General features: G+C 62.5%; 24 protein-coding genes. 11 read left to right on the forward strand and 13 right to left on the reverse strand.

From position 1 onward, the window contains the following. Nucleotides 1-11: 11 nt before the first annotated feature. Both ABY454_RS05225 and rpmG read left to right on the forward strand, forming a co-directional pair. Entirely contained in the window at nucleotides 12-461 is a 450-nt protein-coding gene (locus tag ABY454_RS05225) for a DUF983 domain-containing protein (RefSeq protein ID WP_372929120.1), read from the forward strand. A gap of 63 nt (nucleotides 462-524) precedes the next feature. Continuing rightward, nucleotides 525-692 (forward strand): 50S ribosomal protein L33, encoded by a 168-nt coding sequence (gene rpmG, locus ABY454_RS05230; protein ID WP_372929121.1) that lies wholly within the window; start codon nucleotides 525-527, stop codon nucleotides 690-692. A 543-nt stretch (nucleotides 693-1,235) separates the two neighbouring features. On the opposite strand, the gene ABY454_RS05235 is transcribed toward rpmG, so the two are convergent. From ABY454_RS05235 to ABY454_RS05245, 3 genes are all read right to left on the reverse strand, one after another. Then, complete coding sequence (locus tag ABY454_RS05235) at nucleotides 1,236-2,609, reverse strand: PleD family two-component system response regulator (RefSeq protein ID WP_372929122.1); 1,374 nt, start codon at nucleotides 2,607-2,609, stop codon at nucleotides 1,236-1,238. A 7-nt stretch (nucleotides 2,610-2,616) separates the two neighbouring features. Beyond that, nucleotides 2,617-2,991 carry a response regulator gene (locus ABY454_RS05240; RefSeq protein WP_372929123.1) on the reverse strand — a complete coding sequence of 125 codons (375 nt, stop codon included), beginning with the start codon at nucleotides 2,989-2,991 and terminating at the stop codon, nucleotides 2,617-2,619. A 253-nt stretch (nucleotides 2,992-3,244) separates the two neighbouring features. Then, nucleotides 3,245-4,066 carry a cell envelope integrity EipB family protein gene (locus tag ABY454_RS05245; protein WP_372929124.1) on the reverse strand — a complete coding sequence of 274 codons (822 nt, stop codon included), beginning with the start codon at nucleotides 4,064-4,066 and terminating at the stop codon, nucleotides 3,245-3,247. A 184-nt stretch (nucleotides 4,067-4,250) separates the two neighbouring features. Here ABY454_RS05245 and ABY454_RS05250 point away from each other — a divergent pair, with 184 nt between their 5' ends. The 3 genes from ABY454_RS05250 to ABY454_RS05260 are packed head-to-tail and all read left to right on the forward strand — an operon-like array spanning nucleotide 4,251 to nucleotide 6,740. Beyond that, complete coding sequence (locus tag ABY454_RS05250) at nucleotides 4,251-4,715, forward strand: RidA family protein (protein WP_372929126.1); 465 nt, start codon at nucleotides 4,251-4,253, stop codon at nucleotides 4,713-4,715. Between the two features lie 23 nt (nucleotides 4,716-4,738). Next, nucleotides 4,739-5,488 carry a glycerophosphodiester phosphodiesterase family protein gene (locus tag ABY454_RS05255; RefSeq protein ID WP_372929127.1) on the forward strand — a complete coding sequence of 250 codons (750 nt, stop codon included), beginning with the start codon at nucleotides 4,739-4,741 and terminating at the stop codon, nucleotides 5,486-5,488. Between the two features lie 31 nt (nucleotides 5,489-5,519). After that, the gene (locus ABY454_RS05260; protein ID WP_372929128.1) at nucleotides 5,520-6,740 is read left to right on the forward strand and encodes a GNAT family N-acetyltransferase; all 1,221 of its coding nucleotides are present in this window, start codon (nucleotides 5,520-5,522) and stop codon (nucleotides 6,738-6,740) included. A gap of 6 nt (nucleotides 6,741-6,746) precedes the next feature. Here ABY454_RS05260 and ABY454_RS05265 read toward each other — a convergent pair whose 3' ends face one another. Then, a complete protein-coding gene (locus tag ABY454_RS05265) occupies nucleotides 6,747-6,947 on the reverse strand; it encodes a dodecin family protein (protein WP_372929129.1) in 201 nt (66 codons plus the stop codon). 182 nt (nucleotides 6,948-7,129) lie between these two features. On the opposite strand from ABY454_RS05265, the gene ABY454_RS05270 reads away from it, so the two are divergent. Next, the gene (locus tag ABY454_RS05270; protein ID WP_372929130.1) at nucleotides 7,130-7,555 is read left to right on the forward strand and encodes an HIT family protein; all 426 of its coding nucleotides are present in this window, start codon (nucleotides 7,130-7,132) and stop codon (nucleotides 7,553-7,555) included. Between the two features lie 3 nt (nucleotides 7,556-7,558). On the opposite strand, the gene clpA is transcribed toward ABY454_RS05270, so the two are convergent. From clpA to ABY454_RS05285, 3 genes are all read right to left on the reverse strand, one after another. Beyond that, the gene (clpA, locus tag ABY454_RS05275) at nucleotides 7,559-9,988 is read right to left on the reverse strand and encodes an ATP-dependent Clp protease ATP-binding subunit ClpA (RefSeq protein ID WP_372929131.1); all 2,430 of its coding nucleotides are present in this window, start codon (nucleotides 9,986-9,988) and stop codon (nucleotides 7,559-7,561) included. Nucleotides 9,989-9,995: 7 nt separating this feature from the next. Continuing rightward, entirely contained in the window at nucleotides 9,996-10,325 is a 330-nt protein-coding gene (clpS, locus tag ABY454_RS05280) for an ATP-dependent Clp protease adapter ClpS (protein WP_372929132.1), read from the reverse strand. Between the two features lie 226 nt (nucleotides 10,326-10,551). Next, complete coding sequence (locus tag ABY454_RS05285) at nucleotides 10,552-10,884, reverse strand: phasin family protein (protein ID WP_372929133.1); 333 nt, start codon at nucleotides 10,882-10,884, stop codon at nucleotides 10,552-10,554. Nucleotides 10,885-11,171: 287 nt separating this feature from the next. Here ABY454_RS05285 and ABY454_RS05290 point away from each other — a divergent pair, with 287 nt between their 5' ends. Next, nucleotides 11,172-12,473 carry a serine hydrolase gene (locus ABY454_RS05290; protein WP_372929155.1) on the forward strand — a complete coding sequence of 434 codons (1,302 nt, stop codon included), beginning with the start codon at nucleotides 11,172-11,174 and terminating at the stop codon, nucleotides 12,471-12,473. Nucleotides 12,474-12,488: 15 nt separating this feature from the next. On the opposite strand, the gene ABY454_RS05295 is transcribed toward ABY454_RS05290, so the two are convergent. Further along, complete coding sequence (locus tag ABY454_RS05295) at nucleotides 12,489-13,208, reverse strand: DnaJ domain-containing protein (RefSeq protein ID WP_372929134.1); 720 nt, start codon at nucleotides 13,206-13,208, stop codon at nucleotides 12,489-12,491. Nucleotides 13,209-13,220: 12 nt separating this feature from the next. Further along, nucleotides 13,221-13,949, reverse strand: a complete 729-nt coding sequence (locus ABY454_RS05300; RefSeq protein ID WP_372929135.1) for a VWA domain-containing protein — start codon at nucleotides 13,947-13,949, stop codon at nucleotides 13,221-13,223. A 204-nt stretch (nucleotides 13,950-14,153) separates the two neighbouring features. On the opposite strand from ABY454_RS05300, the gene panC reads away from it, so the two are divergent. After that, nucleotides 14,154-15,005 carry a pantoate--beta-alanine ligase gene (gene panC / locus ABY454_RS05305; RefSeq protein WP_372929136.1) on the forward strand — a complete coding sequence of 284 codons (852 nt, stop codon included), beginning with the start codon at nucleotides 14,154-14,156 and terminating at the stop codon, nucleotides 15,003-15,005. 3 nt (nucleotides 15,006-15,008) lie between these two features. Here panC and ABY454_RS05310 read toward each other — a convergent pair whose 3' ends face one another. Continuing rightward, nucleotides 15,009-15,452 (reverse strand): DUF1489 family protein, encoded by a 444-nt coding sequence (locus ABY454_RS05310; protein ID WP_372929137.1) that lies wholly within the window; start codon nucleotides 15,450-15,452, stop codon nucleotides 15,009-15,011. A 7-nt stretch (nucleotides 15,453-15,459) separates the two neighbouring features. Then, the gene (locus tag ABY454_RS05315) at nucleotides 15,460-16,296 is read right to left on the reverse strand and encodes a universal stress protein (protein WP_372929138.1); all 837 of its coding nucleotides are present in this window, start codon (nucleotides 16,294-16,296) and stop codon (nucleotides 15,460-15,462) included. A 213-nt stretch (nucleotides 16,297-16,509) separates the two neighbouring features. Here ABY454_RS05315 and ABY454_RS05320 point away from each other — a divergent pair, with 213 nt between their 5' ends. From ABY454_RS05320 to ABY454_RS05330, 3 genes are all read left to right on the forward strand, one after another. After that, nucleotides 16,510-16,767, forward strand: coding sequence for a hypothetical protein (locus tag ABY454_RS05320; RefSeq protein WP_372929139.1), 258 nt, complete (start codon nucleotides 16,510-16,512; stop codon nucleotides 16,765-16,767). Nucleotides 16,768-16,846: 79 nt separating this feature from the next. Continuing rightward, nucleotides 16,847-17,701, forward strand: a complete 855-nt coding sequence (locus ABY454_RS05325) for a DUF692 domain-containing protein (RefSeq protein WP_372929140.1) — start codon at nucleotides 16,847-16,849, stop codon at nucleotides 17,699-17,701. Beyond that, nucleotides 17,698-18,537 carry a DNA-binding domain-containing protein gene (locus ABY454_RS05330; RefSeq protein WP_372929141.1) on the forward strand — a complete coding sequence of 280 codons (840 nt, stop codon included), beginning with the start codon at nucleotides 17,698-17,700 and terminating at the stop codon, nucleotides 18,535-18,537. The genes ABY454_RS05325 and ABY454_RS05330 overlap by 4 nt, the downstream gene beginning before the upstream one ends. Here the strand turns inward: ABY454_RS05330 and ABY454_RS05335 are convergent. Further along, nucleotides 18,474-19,295 carry a YdcF family protein gene (locus ABY454_RS05335; RefSeq protein ID WP_372929142.1) on the reverse strand — a complete coding sequence of 274 codons (822 nt, stop codon included), beginning with the start codon at nucleotides 19,293-19,295 and terminating at the stop codon, nucleotides 18,474-18,476. The genes ABY454_RS05330 and ABY454_RS05335 overlap by 64 nt on opposite strands. Before the next feature lie 16 nt (nucleotides 19,296-19,311). Then, nucleotides 19,312-20,691: a magnesium transporter gene (mgtE, locus tag ABY454_RS05340; RefSeq protein WP_372929143.1), complete on the reverse strand. Its 1,380-nt coding sequence runs from the start codon at nucleotides 20,689-20,691 to the stop codon at nucleotides 19,312-19,314. Nucleotides 20,692-20,721: the final 30 nt, after the last annotated feature.

Consider the following 20,721-nt stretch of genomic DNA (forward strand, 5'->3'; position numbering starts at 1 on the left):
GAGGAAAACCAATGCCAAAGAGCGCTGGCGCTCACCAGCTTGAAGGCCGATCGACGGGGGCCCGTCCGCTATCGCAGTCCCTCCTCCGCGGCGCCTCGCTGAAATGCCCTGCCTGCGGTACCGGAGCCCTGTTTCGCCGCTACCTCAAGGTCGCGGACAATTGTGCCCATTGCGGCGAGTCCTTGCACCATCACCGCGCCGACGACGCGCCGGCCTACTTCACGATTGTCATCGTCGGCCATGTCGTGGTGAGCCTCGTTCTGGCCGTCGAGGTGGCCTACCGCCCGCCCATGTGGCTTCACGCCGCGCTGTGGCTCCCGCTCACGGTGGTCCTGGCCCTCGTGCTGCTAGCGCCGATCAAGGGGACCCTCGTGGCCCTGCAATGGGCCCTCCTTATGCATGGATTTGACCCCGATGCGAAGGAGGAGATCGGCGATCGGCTCGCCCCGCCGTCGGCTTGACTTCCGCTCGCGACCCGATAGGTTGCGCGCCAAATTTCCCTTTACCGTTTATCCGAGGACGACATGGCTAAGCCCGTCACCCAGAAGATCAAACTCGTCAGTAGCGCCGGCACGGGCTACTACTACGTGACCAAGAAGAACCCGCGCAATCAGACCGAAAAGCTCGTCATGAAGAAGTACGATCCGGTCGCGCGCAAGCACGTCGAGTTCAAAGAAGCCAAGATCAAGTAGCGCATCGCGCGCGCCTTACCGACAGCACCGCACCTTCGATCAGGGGCATGCCCCGCCCTCACGGGCCGGCCGGCAGTTCAAGATCTGAAGGGAAAGACCGTCACCGGAATAAGGTGGCCGGTCGAAACGCGGCGCTAACGAGGAGGCCACTCAACCGCGCTCCAACCGGCCAAACCCCACGGACCCAGGAGATGCGGCGGACCTGAGCACTCCGTAGGGTGTTGTGCGTTCAAAGCGATAAAGGAAGCCTGCGCTCTCATCCGCGCTCGCCCCCGTAAATTTTCGCCTTCCGCTCTAAAGCGTCGGAACTAACTCAAATCATAAATACATCTGTCCGGGGACGGAAATCAATCGTCCCCTTTATCTTAATATGACAAAAAATCAGGGATTGTAAAGCGTTAAGCACAGGTCCTCAGTTCCGGGATAAGCTCGAAGACTGAGTTGCAGGGCCCGAAAGGGACAGTGACGGGGACAAATTGCAGCCGAACTGATTCGCGGCCGCCATATCCCGCGGCTGGGCTTTCGGCCCTAGAAACCCCCGCCCTAGGCCGCGTCGGCGACGACCCGATTGCGGCCATCGCGCTTGGCGCAATAAAGCGCCTGATCCGCCCGCTTCAAGATAATCTCCGGCGTGTCGTCGGGAAACTCGAGCGCCGCCACACCGACACTCGCCGTGACGTCGATGTTGCCCGTTGCATCACCGCCGAAGAACGGCGTCTTCGCGATGCACTGCCGCAAGCGCTCGCCCACCAGACAGGCCTGCTCCCGGTCGGTATCAGGCATAACGACCACGAACTCCTCCCCGCCCAAACGGCAGGCCAGATCGATACCGCGGATATTCCGCTTCAGCCGCTTTCCAAATTCGCGCAGGACCGCGTCGCCCGCGTCATGTCCGAAACTGTCGTTGATCGCCTTGAAGTGGTCGATGTCCAACTCAAGCAAGGCCAATGGCCTGCCGCGCTGCGCCGCTTCTTCGAACAGCGTGTTCAAATGGCTGCCCATGTAGCGGCGGTTGTGGAGTGACGTCAGCGGATCGAGGATCGCCATCTCGACAGTTTCCTCGAGGCGCATGCGCAGGTGATCCGTGAATCGCTTCCGCTTGATCTGCGTCCGAACGCGCGCCAAGAGCTCATTGGGGTCGACCGGGCGCACGATGTAATCGTTCACACCCATATCGAGGCCTCGGAGCAACCGCGCCTCCTCGCCAGGCTCGATGATGATCATGATCGGCAGATGCCGCGTCCGGTCGAGCGACCGCACCTGAGAGCACAACCGCAAGCCATCGGCATTCTCAAGGTTGAGGCTTACGATCAACAGGTCGTAGTCGCCATCGGGCACTTCGAGCAGAGCACTCACAGGGTCCGTTTGCAGCCCCACGCGCTGCTCCGTCTCCAGGGCTGCGATAATACGCTCGGCGGCGTGGTCACGGTCCTCAACCAGAAGAACCCGGCCGTCTCGGCCAGCCTCTTCAAGCTTCTCGTTCATGGCGGCGGCAAAGCCCATTTGCTCCTCAGTGGAGGCGCGCATGAGCATCTCATCCGTCAACAGCTTTAGCCGGGCAAGATTCTTGACCCGCGTGATCAGCGCAAGGTCGTCCACCGGCTTCGTCAAGAAGTCATCGGCGCCCGCTTCCAGACCCTTCACCCGGTCTGCGGGCTGATCGAGCGCCGTGACCATGATGATTGGAATGTGCTGCGTCTGCAGATCGGACTTGAGCCTGCGGCAGACTTCGAATCCGTCCATGCCGGGCATCATCACATCCAACAGGATGACGTCTGTCCCCTCTCCGGCACAGATCTGAAGCGCTTCCGGCCCATTTGAAGCGGTGCGCACCTCGAAATACTCGGCCGCGAGGCGCGCTTCGAGAAGCTTTACGTTGGCGTCGACATCGTCGACTACAAGAACGCGCGCAGTCATGGTTGCCCTACCGTGCCTCGCCAATGAATTGCTTTACGGTGTCGAGAAACATCGTCACCGAAATCGGCTTTGAGATATACGCTTCGCAACCGCCTTCGCGGATGCGCTCCTCGTCGCCCTTCATGGCAAACGCCGTTACGGCGATGATAGGAATTTCCCGCAAGCGATCGTCTTCCTTCAGCCATTTCGTCACTTCGAGGCCGGACACCTCGGGCAATTGGATGTCCATCAGAATGAGGTCGGGGTGATGCTCGCGTGCGAGCTCAAGCGCCTCCATGCCGTTGCGCGTCTGAAGCGTCCGGTAGCCATGCGCGTCCAACAGGTCATGGAAGAGCTTCATATTCAGCTCGTTATCCTCGACGATCAGAACAGTCTTGGTCATTGGCACTAGCCCCGGCGATTCGGTCCATCCATGATCGGCGATATGAGCGAAATCCGCCATGGCAGTCGGAGCCGGCCTAACCCTCCAAAACATTGTGGTTTGTCCCCCGTTTGTGGGGCGAGTGTCGCCGCAAACCCGTAACCAAACTCTTTAGGCCGCATGGCACGAGGGCAGAAAACCTGGGTTTTTTCCAAGCTGGATAGTGCCCGCACGGCTTCTTTGCCTGCAGACGGGCACTCGCAACGGCCCGATCTCAGCGCTGCTTACACTCTTTGACTTTGAGATATTCCAGGGAGGTCAGCGTGCCGTGGATCGAAAAATCGCCGTAGTCGATCAAAAGCTCACGGCTTACGCCGTTCTCGTAGAGCCGGAAGTCGATCTGATAGCTTGGCGTGAGATCGCCGTCTTTCGATTCGAAGTAGCCGATGGAGACCGGCCAAGATGGCAGATCGCCTAAGTTGTGCTTCTTGGCGGGGGCCTCCAACGCCGCATCGTCGGCCCCCGGCTTGACCTTGGAGCCGATGAACGCGGTCGTTTCATAGACCTTTCGTCCCTTCTCCGAGCCGTCGTAGATTCTCGCTTGAAAAATCTTTTGTCCGGCCAGCGCCTTTTCGATGAGCGCAATGCTGTGCTGTGTCGGGAAGAAGACCGGCCCGCTCAAGTTTAGCTCCGCACGCGCCGGCTGGCTGAGCTTGACGTCGACGGGATCTTTCGGCGCCGCGCGCACCGCGCGCCCCATGGTCACGTCGCCCAGTTTGTCGTTCAGGTACTGTGCCGATTGAAACCGAAACTTCTTGCTGTCCCCCTGCTCCCAAGTGGACGACCTGAGATCGGTGAGATTGGTCTGCCCTTGAGCATCCGTCATCTGCGTGACCATGCGCATGTTCAAGGAGTAGCCATCGCATGGCGACCCCGTGAATTCGAAGACCATGCGTCCGTCAATGCCGGTGACGCCCGATGCCGAACGGGCTTCGTCCAACGTCATCTCGTAAATGGCGCGATGGGGCGAGAGCTTGCTTGCGGCGAAAGCAATCGCCTCCTGGGGAAACAGGAACGCACTCCCCAGAGCGACCACCGCAAGCGAAAGTCCACTCCGTCCGCAGATCATATTTTCTCCAATCCCGTATCAGATGGGGGCAGATTCTTGGCACCAGCATGCCGCCTCGACAAGTGGAAGTCGACGCGGAAATCGCATGGGCCGCTTGTAGGATGGCGCAATTTGCTCAAATCTCGGCGGAACTTCCACCGAAGGAGGCACCATGGCAGGCAATATCGAGGCGCGGCTCAAAGCGCTCGACCTCACCCTCCCCGAAGCCAAGGCCGCGATCGGCAGCTATGTGCCCTTCGTCCATATGAACGGCCAGCTCCTGATTTCCGGACAACTGCCCATGAATGACGGCGGCATCGCCATCGCAGGGACGCTCGGTGAAGGCGTTGGACTGACCCAGGGCCAAGAAGCCGCGAAGCTCTGCGCTCTGAATATCCTCGCCCAAGCGAAAGCCGCCCTTGGCGATCTCGACCGCATCGTGCAACTCCTGCGTCTCAACGGCTTCGTCAATGCCACTCCAGGCTTCGCCGATCACCCCAAAGTGATCAATGGCGCCTCGGACCTGATGGTGGAGATTCTGGGCGATAAGGGGCGCCACACCCGCATTGCCGTCGGCTGCTCCAGCCTGCCGCTCAACGCCGCCGTCGAGATCGATGCCATTTTTGCCATAGACTAGGTCCCCAAAGAGGGACCTTAGACATGGGCGCGCTCCACTGGCTGAAACGGCCGATCGCCCACCGCGGGCTCCACGACGCCAGCAACGGCATCGTCGAGAACAGCGCGTCTGCCGTCACGGGCGCCATGGGCAAGAGCTGCGCCATCGAGGTCGATCTGCGATGCGTGGCCGGCCACCAGCCGATCGTCTTCCATGACGCTACGCTCGACCGGCTCACCAACGAGACGGGTCCTGTCTCGACGCGGAACGTGGAAACTTTGCGGGCGATCCCGCTCAAGGGAAGCCGAAGCGAGGATCGCATCCTTTCGCTGCCCGATCTCCTCGCGCTCGTCGGCGGCTATGTGCCGCTTGTGCTCGAAGTCAAAAGCACGTGGACGCGCGACCGCAAGTTCGAAACGAACATTGCCCAGGCGCTCTCCGGCTATGCGGGCCCGGTTGCCGTCATGTCGTTCGATCCGCACGCCGTGGAGGCCTTTCTTCAGGTCGCCCCGGCCCTGCCCCGCGGCTTGGTCGCCGGGCGTTTCGACGACGCCAAGCACTGGCAGTCGCTGTCGGCAAGACAACGGTTCGCCATGCGGCATCTGCTCACGTCCGCCTTCGCACAGCCCCAGTTCATCGCATACGATATCAACGCGCTTCCGGCGCTGGCGCCGTTGATTGCCAAGACGCTGTTCGGCTTGCCCTTGCTCACATGGACGGTAAGGACCGACGCGGAGCGGGAACGCGCGCTTCGCTATGCCGACGCGATGATCTTTGAAGGGATCGAGCCCTGACACTTGGGCGACACGAGTTGGGCGGCAACACATGGGCGATATCGACAAAGCACCGGGGAACCAGGACGGCAACCACAGCCGTGTTGTCGTGCGCATCGCCTCCCGTATCCGCGATGTCGAGGCAAACGCTTGGGATGCCTGCGCGGCGGGCGAGTCCCAAAAGACTTCAATCCGCCCACATAACCCATTCGTCTCGTATGGTTTTTTGAGCGCCCTAGAGGAGAGCGGGTCGGCCACGGGCGAGACCGGATGGCTCCCCCAACATCTGCTCTATGAGGACGCGGACGGGCGCTTGCTCGCCTGCACGCCCTGCTATCTCAAGTTCCACTCCCAAGGCGAGTACGTCTTCGACCACGGCTGGGCCGAAGCCTATATGCAGGCCGGCGGGGCGTACTATCCGAAGCTTCAAGCCTCGGTGCCGTTTACCCCCGTCACCGGACCGCGCCTGCTTACCCGCGCCGACGCCGATCCCATCGAGCGTCAAGCGGTGTTGCTCCAAGCGGGCCGCAAATTCACCGAAGAGCTCGAGGTGTCGTCTCTGCACGTCACGTTCATGACACGCGACGAATGGGACCTGGCCGGCCGTCTCGGCTATCAACGGCGAACCGATCAGCAGTTCCACTGGCCGAACCGAGGCTATGAGAACTTCAAGGACTTTCTCGGCGCCCTGACGTCACGCAAGCGCAAGATGATCAACAAGGAACGGCGCGCCGCGCTGGAAGACGGCGTCGAGATCGAGTGGGTCACCGGAAGCGACATCACCGAAGCGCATTGGGACGCCTTCTTCGCCTTCTACATGAACACGGGTTCGCGCAAATGGGGCACGCCCTATCTCAACCGGGACTGCTTCAGTCTATTGGGGCAGAGCATGGCCGACGCGCTGCTGCTGGTCCTTGCGAAACGCGGCGGCGATTACATTGCCGGCGCGCTCAACGTCATCGGTGCGGACACCCTCTACGGCCGCTATTGGGGCGCCGCCGAAATGCACGATTTCCTGCATTTCGAGGTCTGCTACTACCAGGCGATTGACTACGCGATCGGACACGGCCTCGCCCGTGTCGAGGCCGGCGCGCAAGGCGCACACAAACTCGCGCGCGGCTACCTGCCGGAAGAAACTTATAGCGCCCACTACATCGCCGATCCGAGACTGGCACGCGCCGTCGCGGACTACCTGCAGCGCGAGCGGCGCACTGTGGCGGACGAAACCACGCTCCTCACCGAGGAGTCGCCCTACAAGCGCGACGGACGCTAGTCTCGCTTAGTCGAGCAGGAACGAGATCTTACCGTTGATGCGGTACTTCTTGATTTTGCCGTTCTCGACCTGGGCCTCGTGATTCTTGATGTAGATCGACTTGATGTTGCGCACGCTCTTGCCGGCGGTATCGATGGCGTTTTGCGCGGCGTCCTCCCAGCTTTTGTTGGACTCGGCCAGCACTTCGATCACTTTCAGCATGGACATGGGGCGTCTCCTTGAGTCAGGGTTCTGGGGGATCCCATGTTACGCTATCGGGGCCTTTTCCAAAATCATTGATCGGAATCAAAGAGCTAGCCGAGACGTCCCGAACCGCTCATTGGCTGGTTGACCCCATCCCGCTAAGGAGTCGAAACGACTCCGAAAATGCCCACCGCAGAAAGAGACAGATGCACATGGCAGCCTACGACCAGGACAACATCTTCGCCAAGGTCCTGAAAGGCGAAATCCCCTGCCATAAGCTCTATGAGGACGAGGACACCCTCGTCTTCCTCGACATCATGCCGCGCACGGAAGGGCACACGCTGGTCATCACCAAGGAGCCAGCCCCAGACCTCTTTGGCATCACGCCGGAGGGCCTCGGCAAGCTCATGGCCGTGGTGCAGAAGCTCGCGCCAAAGATCAAAGACGCCGTCGGCGCCGACGGCGTGCTGATCCAGCAGTTCAATGGCGCGGCGGCGGGCCAGACCGTGTTCCACCTCCACGTCCACATCGTGCCGCGCAAAGACGGCGAGCCGATGCGGCCCGAAGGCGCAAAAGTGGCCGACCCGGACGCGCTCGCGGCCACGGCAGAAAAAATCAGAGCGGTGCTTTAGAGCTTAGTCTTCGCCGAGGGGAACCTTCGGCACGGAGCTTGAGCCGGACTTAGCGCCGCCCCCACGGGGCTTCTTCGACTTCTTGGCGCGGGACTTGGTGGCCTTCGCGTTTCCGGCGCGAGCCTCGGGCTTGCGCGGTTTCACCGGAGCATCCGCCTTGATGTAGTCGAAAGCCAGCTCCTTCTCGCCGTCTTTCTCTTTGACGACCACGCGCACAGTGCCGCCGCCCTTCAGCGCGCCGAACAAGATTTCTTCGGCCAGCGGCTTCTTGACGTGCTCCTGGATCACGCGGGCGAGCGGCCGCGCGCCGAACTTGTCGTCATACCCCTTCTCCGCGAGCCATTCATTGGCCTCCGGCGAAAGCTCGATGGTGACGTTGCGGTCGCCGAGCTGGGCTTCCAGCTGGAACACAAACTTCTCCACCACCTGCGCGATGACCTCCGGCGGCAGCGGCCCGAACGGAATGACCGCGTCAAGCCGGTTGCGAAACTCCGGCGAGAACATGCGATTGATCGCTTCCTCGTCGTCGCCCTCACGCTTCGACCGGTTGAAGCCGATCGCCGCCTTGGCGAGATCCTGCGCGCCGGCGTTCGTGGTCATGATCAGGATCACGTTCTGGAAATCGATGTGCTTCCCGTTGTGGTCCGTCAGCTTCCCGTGATCCATCACCTGCAGCAGGATATTGAATAGATCCGGGTGCGCCTTCTCGATCTCATCGAGCAAGAGCACGCAGTGCGGGTGCTGGTCGACGCCGTCGGTCAGAAGACCGCCCTGGTCGAAGCCCACATAGCCGGGAGGCGCACCGATCAGACGCGACACGGTGTGCCGCTCCATGTACTCGCTCATGTCGAAGCGAAGCAGCTCGACACCAAGCAGCGAGCCCAGCTGGCGCGCGACCTCGGTTTTGCCGACGCCGGTAGGCCCGGAGAACATGTAGCAGCCGATCGGCTTGCCCGGCTCTCGCAGGCCCGCACGGCTCAGCTTGATCGCCGCGGAAAGCGCATCGATGGCCTTGTCCTGTCCGAAGACAACGCGCTTCAAGTCCTCGTCGATCGCGCGCAATACTTCCGCATCGGTCTTGGAGATCGTCTTCGGTGGAATCCGCGCCATGCTGGCGATGGCCGTCTCCACTTCCTTCACGCCGATCGTCTTGCGCCGCTGCCGCTCGGGCAGCAGCATCTGCGAGGCGCCGGTTTCGTCGATGACGTCAATCGCCTTGTCCGGCAGCTTGCGATCGTGAATGTACTTAGCCGACAGTTCCACCGCGGACTTGATCGCTTGGTTGGTGTAGCGGACCCGGTGGAAATCTTCGAAGTAGGGTTTCAGCCCTTTGAGGATCTCGATGGCATCCGGCACTGACGGCTCGTTCACGTCGATCTTCTGGAACCGGCGCACCAGGGCCCGGTCCTTCTCGAAGTGCTGGCGGTATTCCTTGTAGGTGGTCGAGCCGACGCAGCGCAGCGACCCGGACTGAAGCGCCGGCTTCAGCAGGTTCGATGCATCCATGGCGCCGCCAGAGGTCGCGCCCGCACCGATCACCGTGTGAATCTCGTCGATGAACATGATGGCGCCGGGAAAGCCCTCGATCTCGCGCATCACCGCCTTCAGCCGCTCCTCGAAGTCGCCGCGGTAGCGGGTGCCCGCGAGAAGCGCGCCCATGTCCAACTGGAAGATGGTGGCGTCCAGCAGCACGTCCGGCACGTCGCCCATGACGATGCGCCGGGCCAAGCCCTCGGCAATGGCCGTCTTGCCCACGCCCGGGTCGCCCACGAAGAGCGGGTTGTTCTTCTGCCGCCGGCAGAGCACCTGGATGGTGCGTTGAATCTCAGGCCCCCGTCCGATCAGCGGATCGATACCGCCAGAGCGCGCCTTCTGGTTCAGGTTGATGCAATACACTTCAAGGGCATCGGCGCCGCGCTTCTTCTCGTCGGTGCCTTCAACCGTCGCCGCGTCGTCCTCCACGCCCTGCACCGTGCGCGGCTCGGACATGCCGCCGCGCTTGGCGATGCCATGACTGATGTAGTTGACCGCGTCGAACCGCGTCATGTGCTGCTCTTGCAGGAAGAACGCCGCGTGGCTTTCGCGCTCCGCGAAGATGGCGACAAGCACGTTGGCGCCCGTCACTTCCTCGCGGCCCGACGACTGCACATGGGCCACGGCGCGGTGAATCACCCGCTGGAAGCCTGCGGTTGGCTGCGCGTCGCCATGGGTATCGAGCACGAGGCCCGAGAGCTCGTTGTCGAGATAGCCGGTCAGTTTGTCACGGAGCAGGTCGAGATCGACGTCGCAGGCACGCATGACCGCCGCCGCGTCGCGGTCGTCGATCAGCGAGAGCAGCAAGTGCTCCAGCGTTGCGTACTCATGGCTGCGCTCGTTCGCATATTGCAGCGCGCGCCGGAGAGCCTGCTCAAGATTTGTCGAAAACGAAGCCACTTAAGTCCTACTCCTTTTCCATTGTGCACTGAAGCGGGTGCTCGTGCTGACGGGCGAAACTGGTCACCTGCGCTACCTTAGTCTCCGCGACCTCGTAAGTGTAGACCCCGCAAATCCCAACGCCCTTTTGATGCACGTGCAGCATGATCCGGGTAGCCTCCTCCGGGGCCTTGTTGAAGAACCGCTCAAGAATGTACACGACGAAATCCATCGGCGTGTAGTCGTCGTTGAGCAGCAGCACCTTGTAGAGGCTCGGCCGTTTGGTTTTCGGCCGCGTCTTGGTGATGATGTGGGTGCCGGTGTCGTCATCCCGGCGAGTGTCGCCGTCTCGCGCCATCGTCAGTCTCTATGTGGCGTCGCGCCTCTCCCCTGCCAAGGGAGAGCAGTCGCTCATTTGGAAAAGTTTATCGCGGCACATTCTAGCTGCTTCGCCCTGACCCGGGCAAATCGGCCAAGTGCCTCAGACCTATCATAGGAGGAGTTGCCGACAGGAAAACGGCAAAAAAAAAGACCCGGGGGCATCCCCGGGCCTTTTTCATCCGAAAGGCGGAGCTGCTTAAGCGCTACACGGCCTTCTTGGTCATGGCAGCCTCGACCGGCTTGTAGGCGTCCTTCGCGAGACCGGCATACATCTCGCCGATCTTGGACATCTCAGCCATATAGCTGTCATAGGCCTTCTTGGCGTACTGAGACTGGATCTCAACAGCCTGCTCGACGGACTTGGCGCCGGCGAGCTGCTCGAAAACGCGAGTGGAATCCTCGAACGCCTTCTTGGAGTAGTCGGTCATCTCAGCGGCAATCGCCTGGAAGCCTTTGTTCATTTCGCCGAACGAACGAACAGCCGCGTCGAAGTTGAATTTGCCGGTTTTCTGGAACTCTTCGAAATCTTTGAGCATCTTGCCCTCTTCTAGAATCGGGATTGGGTGGAAATTTGTTGCATACGCGAAGTGATATATATGCGTTGCACAAAAAAAATCAACGAAAATTTTTGCAGCGCACAAAAATAGCTGCTTGCGCCAGACTTAACGCTTTGGCAACGCGCAAAATTTAGCCTTTCCCTCTGAACCAGCCGAGAACGCGCCATTTGCGCGGCCGAGCAGGCCGAGAATGAGGCGTGCGCGAACGGGCAAGTCCGGCGCGCGGGGAAGGCTAACGGGGGAAGGCATATCGCCTTTTGGCAGTCGTGAAAGTCCTGACGCGTAGTTTCTGGGCGCCCTGGCGGCGCTTTTCTAGCCTGAGCCTTGCAGCCGTGATCGGCCTTGGCGCCGTCCTGGCCCCCCTCAGTGAGGCCGTGGCCGACCGGAGGATCCGGGCAGCCATCATCATCGATGCCAACACGAACAAGGTGCTCTACACCAAATCGGCCGACGCCCTGCGCTCGCCCGCCTCGCTCACCAAGATCATGACGCTCTACGTCCTGTTCGCCTATTTACGGGCGGGCCGGCTCGATCTTGATACCCCCCTCAAGGTCTCCAAGCACGCCGCCGGCCAATCGCCGACCAAGCTCGGCCTGAAGCCGGGCTCGACCATCAAGGTCAAGGACGCGATCAAGGCCCTGGTGACCAAGTCCGCCAACGACGCCGCCGCTGTGATCGCCGAGAACCTTGGCGGGACCGAGGAGAACTTCGGGAAGATCATGACGGAGACGGCCCACAATCTCGGGATGAAGAGCACGACGTTCCGCAATGCCTCCGGCCTGCCCAACAAGGAGCAGCTCACCACGGCGCGGGACATGGGCATCCTCGCCTTGCGCATCATGCGCGACTATCCGAAATACTACGAGGTCTTCGAGACGAAGTACTTCACGTACAAGGGCCGCAGATACCGCAATCACAACCGGCTGCTGTTTGGCTACAAAGGCACTGACGGCATCAAGACCGGCTACACGCGCGCCAGCGGGTTCAACTTGACGGCCTCGGTTCAGCGTAGCGACAAGCATCTCGTCGGCGTGGTCCTCGGCGGCCGTACGGGCGCGCAGCGTGACGCAGCTATGCGCACGTTGTTCGACAAACATTGGCGGAAGGCGTCGACCAAGAAGTCCAAGGGCGGCGCGCTGATTGCCTCGCTGTTCGGCACGTCCACGCCACCGCCACCGTCCAGAAAGCCGGCCTATGCATTGGCCGGCAACACGCCCTCACCCGCACCTGCCACGATCGAACAAGGTGACGTCAGTGGACCTGGAGACACGGTCCGGACGAGCCTTTCGCCGAACCGCCCCGCGCCCAGAAGGGCCACCCGCGACACCTACCATGTCCAGGTCGGGGCGTTCACGACGTCGGGCGATGCACAAAACCGGCTCGGCATGGTCCAGCAACGGGCCTCGAAGCTGCTCAACGGGCACCTTCCCTTCACCGCCACCTTCATGAAGGGGGACACTGAATGGTACCGCGCCCGCTTCGCCGGCTTTTCAAAGAACGATGCCCAGTCGACCTGCGCGGCCCTGAAGCGCATGAAGCTGGAGTGCATCGCGCTCTCCGCCGAGTAACGCGGGCTCCGACCACTAGCCTCCCAGCAGGACTTCCTTCGCCTCGTTGATACGCGCCGCAAGATAGGTGGACCCGCCCTGGTCGGGATGCATCTTCTTCATCAGCCGCCGGTGCGCGGTGCGTATATCGTCTTCGCTGGCGTTGGGCCCTACCTCCAGCACGGCGCGCGCCTCCTCGGCGCTCATGCGGTTTCCTTTCGTTCCCGCGCGCCGCGAACCCGATGTTGACGTGTCCGCATCCTGCGCCCGGTCACGCCAGTCGGCCACCCGCCAATCGAGATAGGCCTCCATCAGCGCCGCCTCCTTCTGCCCGTCCGCGGCAAAGTCCTGGTAGAGCTCGATCGCCTCACGGTCGCTCAACGACGATAAGGCGCGGCCCGCAAACCGGCCGACAAGGCATTTGCCGTCCATGTGCCCTGTGTCGTGATCCAGCGCCATCTCCAACCGGTCCGTTCCGACGCTGGAGGTCTGCCCGGGCGACTTCTGTGAGGACCCGAAGGCGCCGCCCAGCCCGCCGGCACCGCCTCGCCCAAGAAGCGCGAGCGCGAAGGCCGCTATTGGAATGGCGATGGGAAGCGCGCCGCGCAGAGCCAAGAACCCAGCGACGGCGAACAAGGCAACGCCGCCGACCTTGCGCAAGTTTTGGGCAAGCGAGCGTGGATTGGCGCGGACAAGAAACCGCGCGGCAAGCAGCAGAACAATGAGAAGCGCGCACCCAGCGAGAAGATAGACCATGCCGAAGAACCGTTATCCGAGCTGCTCGAGCAGCCGCACCGCCGCGCCGCTCTTCGACTTCGCAAGCGCCTTGCGGCCGCCTGTCGCGTACACGGCGACTGCGGTCAGCAGCTCGCGGAGCTGGCCCGCCGACCCGGCATCGAACCGGCAATAGGCGCCCCGCGACAGCCGCGCGATCTCCTTGAAGGCTCGCGCGGCACGCCCATCGTCGCCTTCTTGGAACAGGAACACGGGCACACCGATGAGGCCGAGCTCGCCGGCTTGCTGGCTCAGCTGATCGATATCTTCTTCCATGCAATCGCCCACATAGACGACCGCATGCACCTTTTGCTTTTCGTTCTCTTGGCGCGCGTGGGACAGGACCTTGCGGATTTGCGTGTGACCGCCTTCGCAATGGACTTGGCGCATCAACCGCGCCAGGGCGTCCGGGTCGCCCACCCAGCGGCTGGCCTGGCACTCGTTGAAGCCTCGGAAATAGAGTAGTTGGACGTCCAGCCCACCCACCTCCTTCACGGCGCGGAACATGTCGCCCTGCAACGAGAGCGCAAGATCCCATGTGGGCTGCCGGCTCATCGTCGCATCCATGGCGAAGAGCAAGCGCCCTCGGCCCGAGGCCGCAGGGGCCAGGGTCCGCACTTGATCGAGAAAGGCGTCGACCTCGGTGCTTGAGGAGCGCGGCCGCTCCACGTCACTCCTTGCGGTCTTCGCGGGGGCCTTCGTGGACCCCTTGGGCTCTGCCATGTTCACGCTCCGCCTGCGTTGGACCGGGCTATGACATTCAAAAGCCGCGGCAAATCGGAACTCACCCTATAGATGGCCCCTCGCTGCGCCAACGGCAATGCCGCCCACGCCGGCGCGCACTCAAAACGGTTGGGCTCGCGCTCAATTTAGCCCTTCCGGCCGCATCCTTCGAGACGGTATGGTCGCGGCCCTCCGGAGACCGCCATGACGCTCGACATCGCCAGAACCGTCCGCGATTTGCGCACCCGCACCGCCGCCTGGCGCGCGGCCGGGGAAAGCATTGCCCTTGTCCCCACCATGGGCGCGATCCACGACGGCCACTTGTCTTTGGTCCGGCTGGCGGATGGACTTGCTGATCGCGTGGTGACCTCGCTCTTCGTCAACCCGCTGCAATTCGGGCCCCGCGAAGACTTTCATGCTTACCCGCGCGATGAAGCCCGCGATGCCGACATCCTCGCCAAAGCCGGAAGCGATCTCCTCTATGCGCCGGAAGCTTCGGAGATGTACCCAGACGGATTCACCACCACGGTACACATCGGCGACATCACCGAGGATTTGTGTGGCGCGAGCCGCCCGAACCATTTCGACGGCGTCGCCACGGTCGTCAGCAAGCTTCTGCTGCAATGCGCGCCGGACAAAGCCATCTTTGGCGAGAAGGACTACCAGCAGCTCCTGGTCATCCGGCGGTTCGTCCAGGACCTCGACATTCCCGTCGACATCATCGGTGGCGCTATCGTGCGCGAGGCCGACGGTCTCGCGCTGTCCTCGCGCAACGCCTATTTGTCGGCCGGCGAGCGCAAGACCGCGCCGATTCTGCACGAGACAATCCAACAGACCGCAGCGGACCTGGCTGAAGGCCGGGGGGGGGACGATGCGGCCGAAGCGGCCCGGTTCAAACTCGAAGCGGCCGGCTTTCGGGTCGACTACGTGGCCATACGCGATCCCGAAACGCTGAAGCCATTGCACGGACCGGTGAAAAGTGCCCGCGTGCTGGCCGCGGTCCATCTGGGCAAGACGCGGCTCATCGATAACGTCCCGGTACCGCCGGCCGGCTAGCGCTCACCACTCGATCAGACGAAGCTCGCGCAGCTCCTCGCGCATGCCAGGCGGCATGTCGTCGCCGGCGGCCTCCAGCGCGAGCGTGTCCGCCGGCGCATCGGCAGCTTCCAGATAGCGCCAACCCTGAAAGGCGCGGCGCGGATGCGGCCGCGTGGTGACAAGTTCCGGGTCGAGCACGATCCCGCAACAGCGCCGTCCGTCGTCTTTCGTGGCCTCCTTAAGATCGACAATGCGCTGCCGCGCGATAATGGCTCCCTTGATGACCCAATAGAGCGAACCGCCGTCCAGAACGTCGTCGCAGCGGCGCGGCGTCTGCATGGTGCGGTGGCACAGCTCCGGCGTCTCGCCTGCTTGCGCAAGCGCAGCCAGCCGTTTGATCTGCCAGTCGCGCAGATCCTGAATGCTATCGATCCCGACACACAGCTTGACCAGATGGACCGTCATGACGGCCTCAATGGGCCATGAGAAGCGGAATGGTCGCTTCTTCGAGCATGGTGAGCGTGACGCCACCCAAGATGAACTCCCGCCAGCGCGAGTGATGGAACGCGCCCATCACGATCATTTCGGCGCCGCGGTCCTTCGCTTCTGCAAGCAGGAGCCGGCCGATATCGCCCTCGCGCGCGCGGACTCGCGCCACCTCGACACTCACGCCATGCCGCTTGAGATGGGCCATCATGTCGTCGGTCGGCGGGTCATGCTCCTCACCCGTATCGTCCAAGACACCGATCAACAGCACGACGCGCTTCGCGGCCTTTAGAAAAATCAGGGCATCGTTGAAGGCGCGCGCGGCCTCCGCGCTTCCGTCCCAAGCCGCCAGGACGGTGCCACCGGGCACGATCTCGGCCGGTGCCGCCGGAACGATCATCACTGGGCGCCCTGAGGCAAACAGGCAGCGCTCCACCAGCGCGTACTGCCCGATCAGCGGATCGCCGTCGCGCGGCTGGCCCAAAATCGTGAGGTCGACCTGACGGGCGAACGCGGCAAAGTCGTGCGGGAACTCCTCGCTCATGCCCTGCATGAGACGGCCCTCGGCCGCAACGCCGGCCTCCTTGGCGGACGCCTTGAAGCCCTTGAGCGCGGCCTCGCCTTGCGCCTTCACGCTTGCGAGCACCTCGCTCATGTCGGCGAACCCGACATCGGCGCCGGAAAGCGGCAGGAGCGCCTTGGGCGCGAACGCCACGCCGATGAGATCGGCGTCTTGCGCTTTGGCGAGCGCGATGGCGAACGCGACCCGCGCCTTCGAGGCCTCCGTGCCATCCACGTAGACGATGATGTCCTTAAAGCTCATCCACTCCCTCCGAACGCCCAAGATCATAGCGCGGCCTCCGGCCCGCCGGTATCGCCGATGGCACTTTATGCAAGCTCAAGCGTTGTTCACCGTGGCGTGAAGAGAGTCACAGAGCTTTGAACAGGCGTGACAAAGGCCCGACTGGAAAAGGGTCTAGGCTCCGGCTCTGGCATTTAACGCCACAATTGGGAACTCACTCACAGGAGAGTACTTATGAAGCTGAACCCGAAGTCTGGCGCCACGATCGCCATGACCGCCGCTGCCATGCTCGTCTCCGGCACGATTGCCACCTCGGCGCTGGCCGCTGGCGGCACCACGGGCAAGTGCTTTGGCGTGAACGCCTGTAAGGGCAAGAGCGCCTGCAAGACTGCTCAGAGCGACTGCAAAGGCCATAATGCCTGCAAGGGCAAAGGCTGGGTCTCCATGACGGACACCGAGTGCGCCGAGAAGGGTGGCGAGTTCAAGAGCTAACCCCCAAGACTGAAGGAGCCGGTCGCAACTCGCGGCCGGCTTCCTCTCTCTTGAATGTGGGCTATGTTGGTATCCGGTCATGAGCGAGCACAAACCTCCATATCTCGGCTTCGGGCTGGGCCTGCGCCCCCAGCACTATGAGGAGATCCTGAACGGCGACCCCGATGTCGACTGGTTCGAGGTCATCTCCGAGAACTACATGATCCGGGGCGGCCAGCCGCTTCGTGTTCTCGATCAAATCCGGGAACGCTATCCCATCGTAATGCACGGCGTGTCGCTTTCCATCGCCTCGACCGCGCCGCTCGACAAAGACTATCTCACCGGCCTCAAAGCGCTCGCCGACCGCGTCGACCCGAAATGGATTTCGGACCATCTCTGCTGGACGGGCGTGCACGGCGTGAACCTGCACGACTTGCTCCCCATTCCCTACACCCAAGAAGCGCTGACCCACGTCGTGGACCGCGTGAAACAAGTTCAGGACTTTCTAGGGCGCCGCCTCACGCTTGAGAATGTGTCGAGCTACGTCACATTCGGCGAGTCGGAGATGAGCGAATGGGAATTCGTCAGTGAAGTGGCAAAGCGCGCCGATTGCTGGCTGCTCTTCGACGTCAACAACGTCTATGTCAGCGCCTACAATCACGGCTTCTCCACGGACGATTTTCTACATGGCGTGCCGCGCGACCGCATCGTGCAGTTTCATGTCGCCGGACACAGCCATGAGGACGGTCATATCGTCGACACCCACGACCATCCGGTCTGTGACGAGGTCTGGGACTTCTACCGTGAAGCCGTGACCCATTTCGGCCCGGTGTCGACCATGATCGAGCGTGACGACAACATCCCGCCCCTGGCCGAGGTCGTGGCCGAACTCGACACAGCCCGCAAGATCGGGCGCGAGGTTCAGGAGCGCGCTCAACGCACCGCGGCCGAATGAGCAGCCTCAAAGAACTGCAAGCACGCTTCCAGGCCGGCATTCTGTCCGGCGACGATTCAGTCCTCGCCGACGTCAAGAACAGCCCAAGCGAGGATCGCACCGCGCTGTTCGGTGTCTACCGCAATGCCTATGTGTTGCGCCTGCTCGAAATCCTCGGCAACGACTACGAACTCACCCACGCCTATGTCGGCGATGCGACGTTCGCCAAACTCGCGCGGGGCTATGTGGCCGCGCATCCGTCCGATCAAAGGAATGCACGCTGGTTCGGGCGTCACCTACCCGCGTTCGCCAAGGACACGCCTCCGTTCTCCGGACATCCGGAGATCGCCGAGATCGCCGCGTTGGAGAACGCCTTGGCGGATGCGTTCGACGGACCCGACGCCGACCCGCTGATCACCGAAGACTTGGGCGCCGTCTCACCCGACGATTGGCCGAGCCTCATCTTCACGCCGCACCCAACGGCGACACAGCTTCGCTTCACCACCAATGCCGCCGACATTTGGCTGGCGCTGAAGGACGAGACCGCGCCGCCGGACGTTGTGCACCTGCCCGAGCCGCAGACCGTGCTTGTCTGGCGGCAGGAATTCACGTCCCGCTTCAGGCCACTCCACGCCGAGGAGGCCATGATGTGGAGCGAAGCCATCAAAGGCACGCGATTTGGCGTCTTGTGCGAGATGGTGGCGACCTTCGCCGGCGAGGACGAGGCGGGCTTACGCGCCGCAACCTATCTCAAGGCCTGGATCGATGCCGGGCTGCTCAAAGGCGCCGGCTCTCAGCCCGCGTCCTCGGACGAAGGCGCCGGGAACAAGGCGTTGCAGCGGCCGGTCAGCCAGTAGGCCAGCAGCCCGACCCATTCGCGTGTCGCCGTATCCACGCGGCGCAAGCCTTCGGAGACTTTGTCGAACGGCCGCGTCAAGTCCACCTTGCCCCGCGTGCGGTAATCCACCGGCCAGGGCTCGACATCGAAGCCGGCCTGCCGGAACGCTCCCATGGAACGTGGCATGTGATAGGCCGAGGTAATCAGCAGCCAACGGCCATCTGAATTGCCGTCCTCGGTCAGCTCCTTCTTGAGATAAACGGCGTTCTCGTAGGTGTCTCGCGCATTCGCCTCCAAGATCAACCGCTCCGGCGTCACGCCGAGCTTGGTCAGAATGGCCGCCGCGCCATCCGCCTCGCTGTCGGACTTGTAGAGAATGCCCGCGTCCCCGCCGGAGAAGGCGACCTTCGCATCAGGAAATCTGTGCGCCAGGATCGCGCCTTCCAGCAGGCGCTCACCAGCCTCGTTCAATGTCGGCGCCTTCCGCGCACTGCCCACCAGCCGGTTCTCAGCACCGCCTAAGATGATGATGCCCTTGGGCGCCGGCGGCGACACGAGATCGGCGCGCGGGAACCGGTCTTCCAACGGCAGAATGAGCACGTTGCCGAGCGGCGACAGGCCGACAATGAGCAGCAAAGCCGCACCGATGGTGACGAAGCGGCGCCCCCACCGCGCCCAGCCGGTCCAGATGAGAATGGCGCCATAGCCGATCAGCAGCGCGATCAGCGTCGATGGCTGCAGCACAAACCAGACCGCCTTGGCGACATAAAAGAACATCGGTCCCCCTCGCCGCTCAAGCTAACCACAAAGCCGCTAGGCCGAGGAAGGCGAAGAAGCCCACAACATCTGTGACCGTCGTCACGAAGACGGATGAGGCAACGGCCGGGTCGAGATCCAGCGCCTCCAGACCGAGCGGAATAAGGATACCCGCCAAAGCCGCTGCGAACAGGTTGACGATCATCGCCAGCCCGATCACGAGCCCCAGCTCACCACTGCCGAACCAGAAATAGGCAATCGCTGCCATGAGGACCGCGAAAAGGATCCCGTTCAGCAAACCAACGGCGGCCTCGCGTGAGATCACTCTGAAGGCGTTGGCCGGGCCGAGATCATGTGTGGCCAGCGCCCGCACCGCCACCGTCATGGTTTGCGTCCCAGCATTGCCCCCCATGGACGCCACGATGGGCATGAGCACTGCCAGAGCCACCATCTGCTCGATGGTCGCCTCGAAAAAGCTAATGACGATCGACGCCAGGATGGCGGTGGCAAGGTTGGCCAGAAGCCAACTGAAACGGAGCCGCGTCGTCTCCCAAACCGTGTCGCTCACGGACTCCCCGCCGACGCCACCCATCGCCAGGATATCTTCGGAGGCCTCTTCTTGCACAACCTCGACGACGTCGTCGGCGGTAATCACACCCACCAAGCGCTTGTCCTCATCGATGACCGGCGCCGAGGTCAGGTTGTAGCGCTCGAACTGACGGGCCACCTCCTCCTGATCGGACTCCACCGGGACCGGGTGAACGTCAACGTCCGTGATAGATTCGATCGTGGTCGGCCGCTTGGAGCGCAAGATCCGATTGAGCGCAACGCAGCCAATGAGGTGATACGCCGGATCGACCACGAAGATCTCGTAGAACCGGTCGGGAAGATCGTCGGCCACGCGCATATAGTCGATCGTCTGCCCCACCGACCAGAACGGCGGAACGGCGATGAGATCGGTCTGCATGATGCGGCCGGCGGAGTCTTCCGGATATTCCAGGCTCCGCTGCAACGCGATCCTCTCGAAATACGGGAGCTTCGAAAGGATGTCCTCTTGCTCTTGCCGGTCGAGGTCCTCGAGCAGATAGACCGCCTCGTCCGATTCAAGCTGCTGCAGCGCCTCGGCGACCTGCTCGGGTGGCATGTCCTCGAGCACCTGGTCGCGGACCGGCTCGTCGAGCTCCGGCAGGGACTCCACGTTGAAGTCGTCGCCCAACGTCGCGATCAACGCGGCACGCTCATCAGGACGAAGCACCTGGATCAAGTCGGCCAGATCGCCCTCATGCAGGTCGAGCGTCAGCGCGCGCACCCGCGCGGCATCCTCCGTCTCCAACGCGTGCGACACCGCGTGGAGGAAGTCGGAACGGATATCCCCTTCCTCGTCGCGCAGTTGAATTTCGGTTGCGGCGTCCTGCATCGCCCGTCCAATCGCTGGATTTCAAACGTC

The sequence above is a fragment of the Methyloceanibacter sp. genome (assembly GCF_041573655.1).
Lineage (GTDB): Bacteria > Pseudomonadota > Alphaproteobacteria > Rhizobiales > Methyloligellaceae > Methyloceanibacter.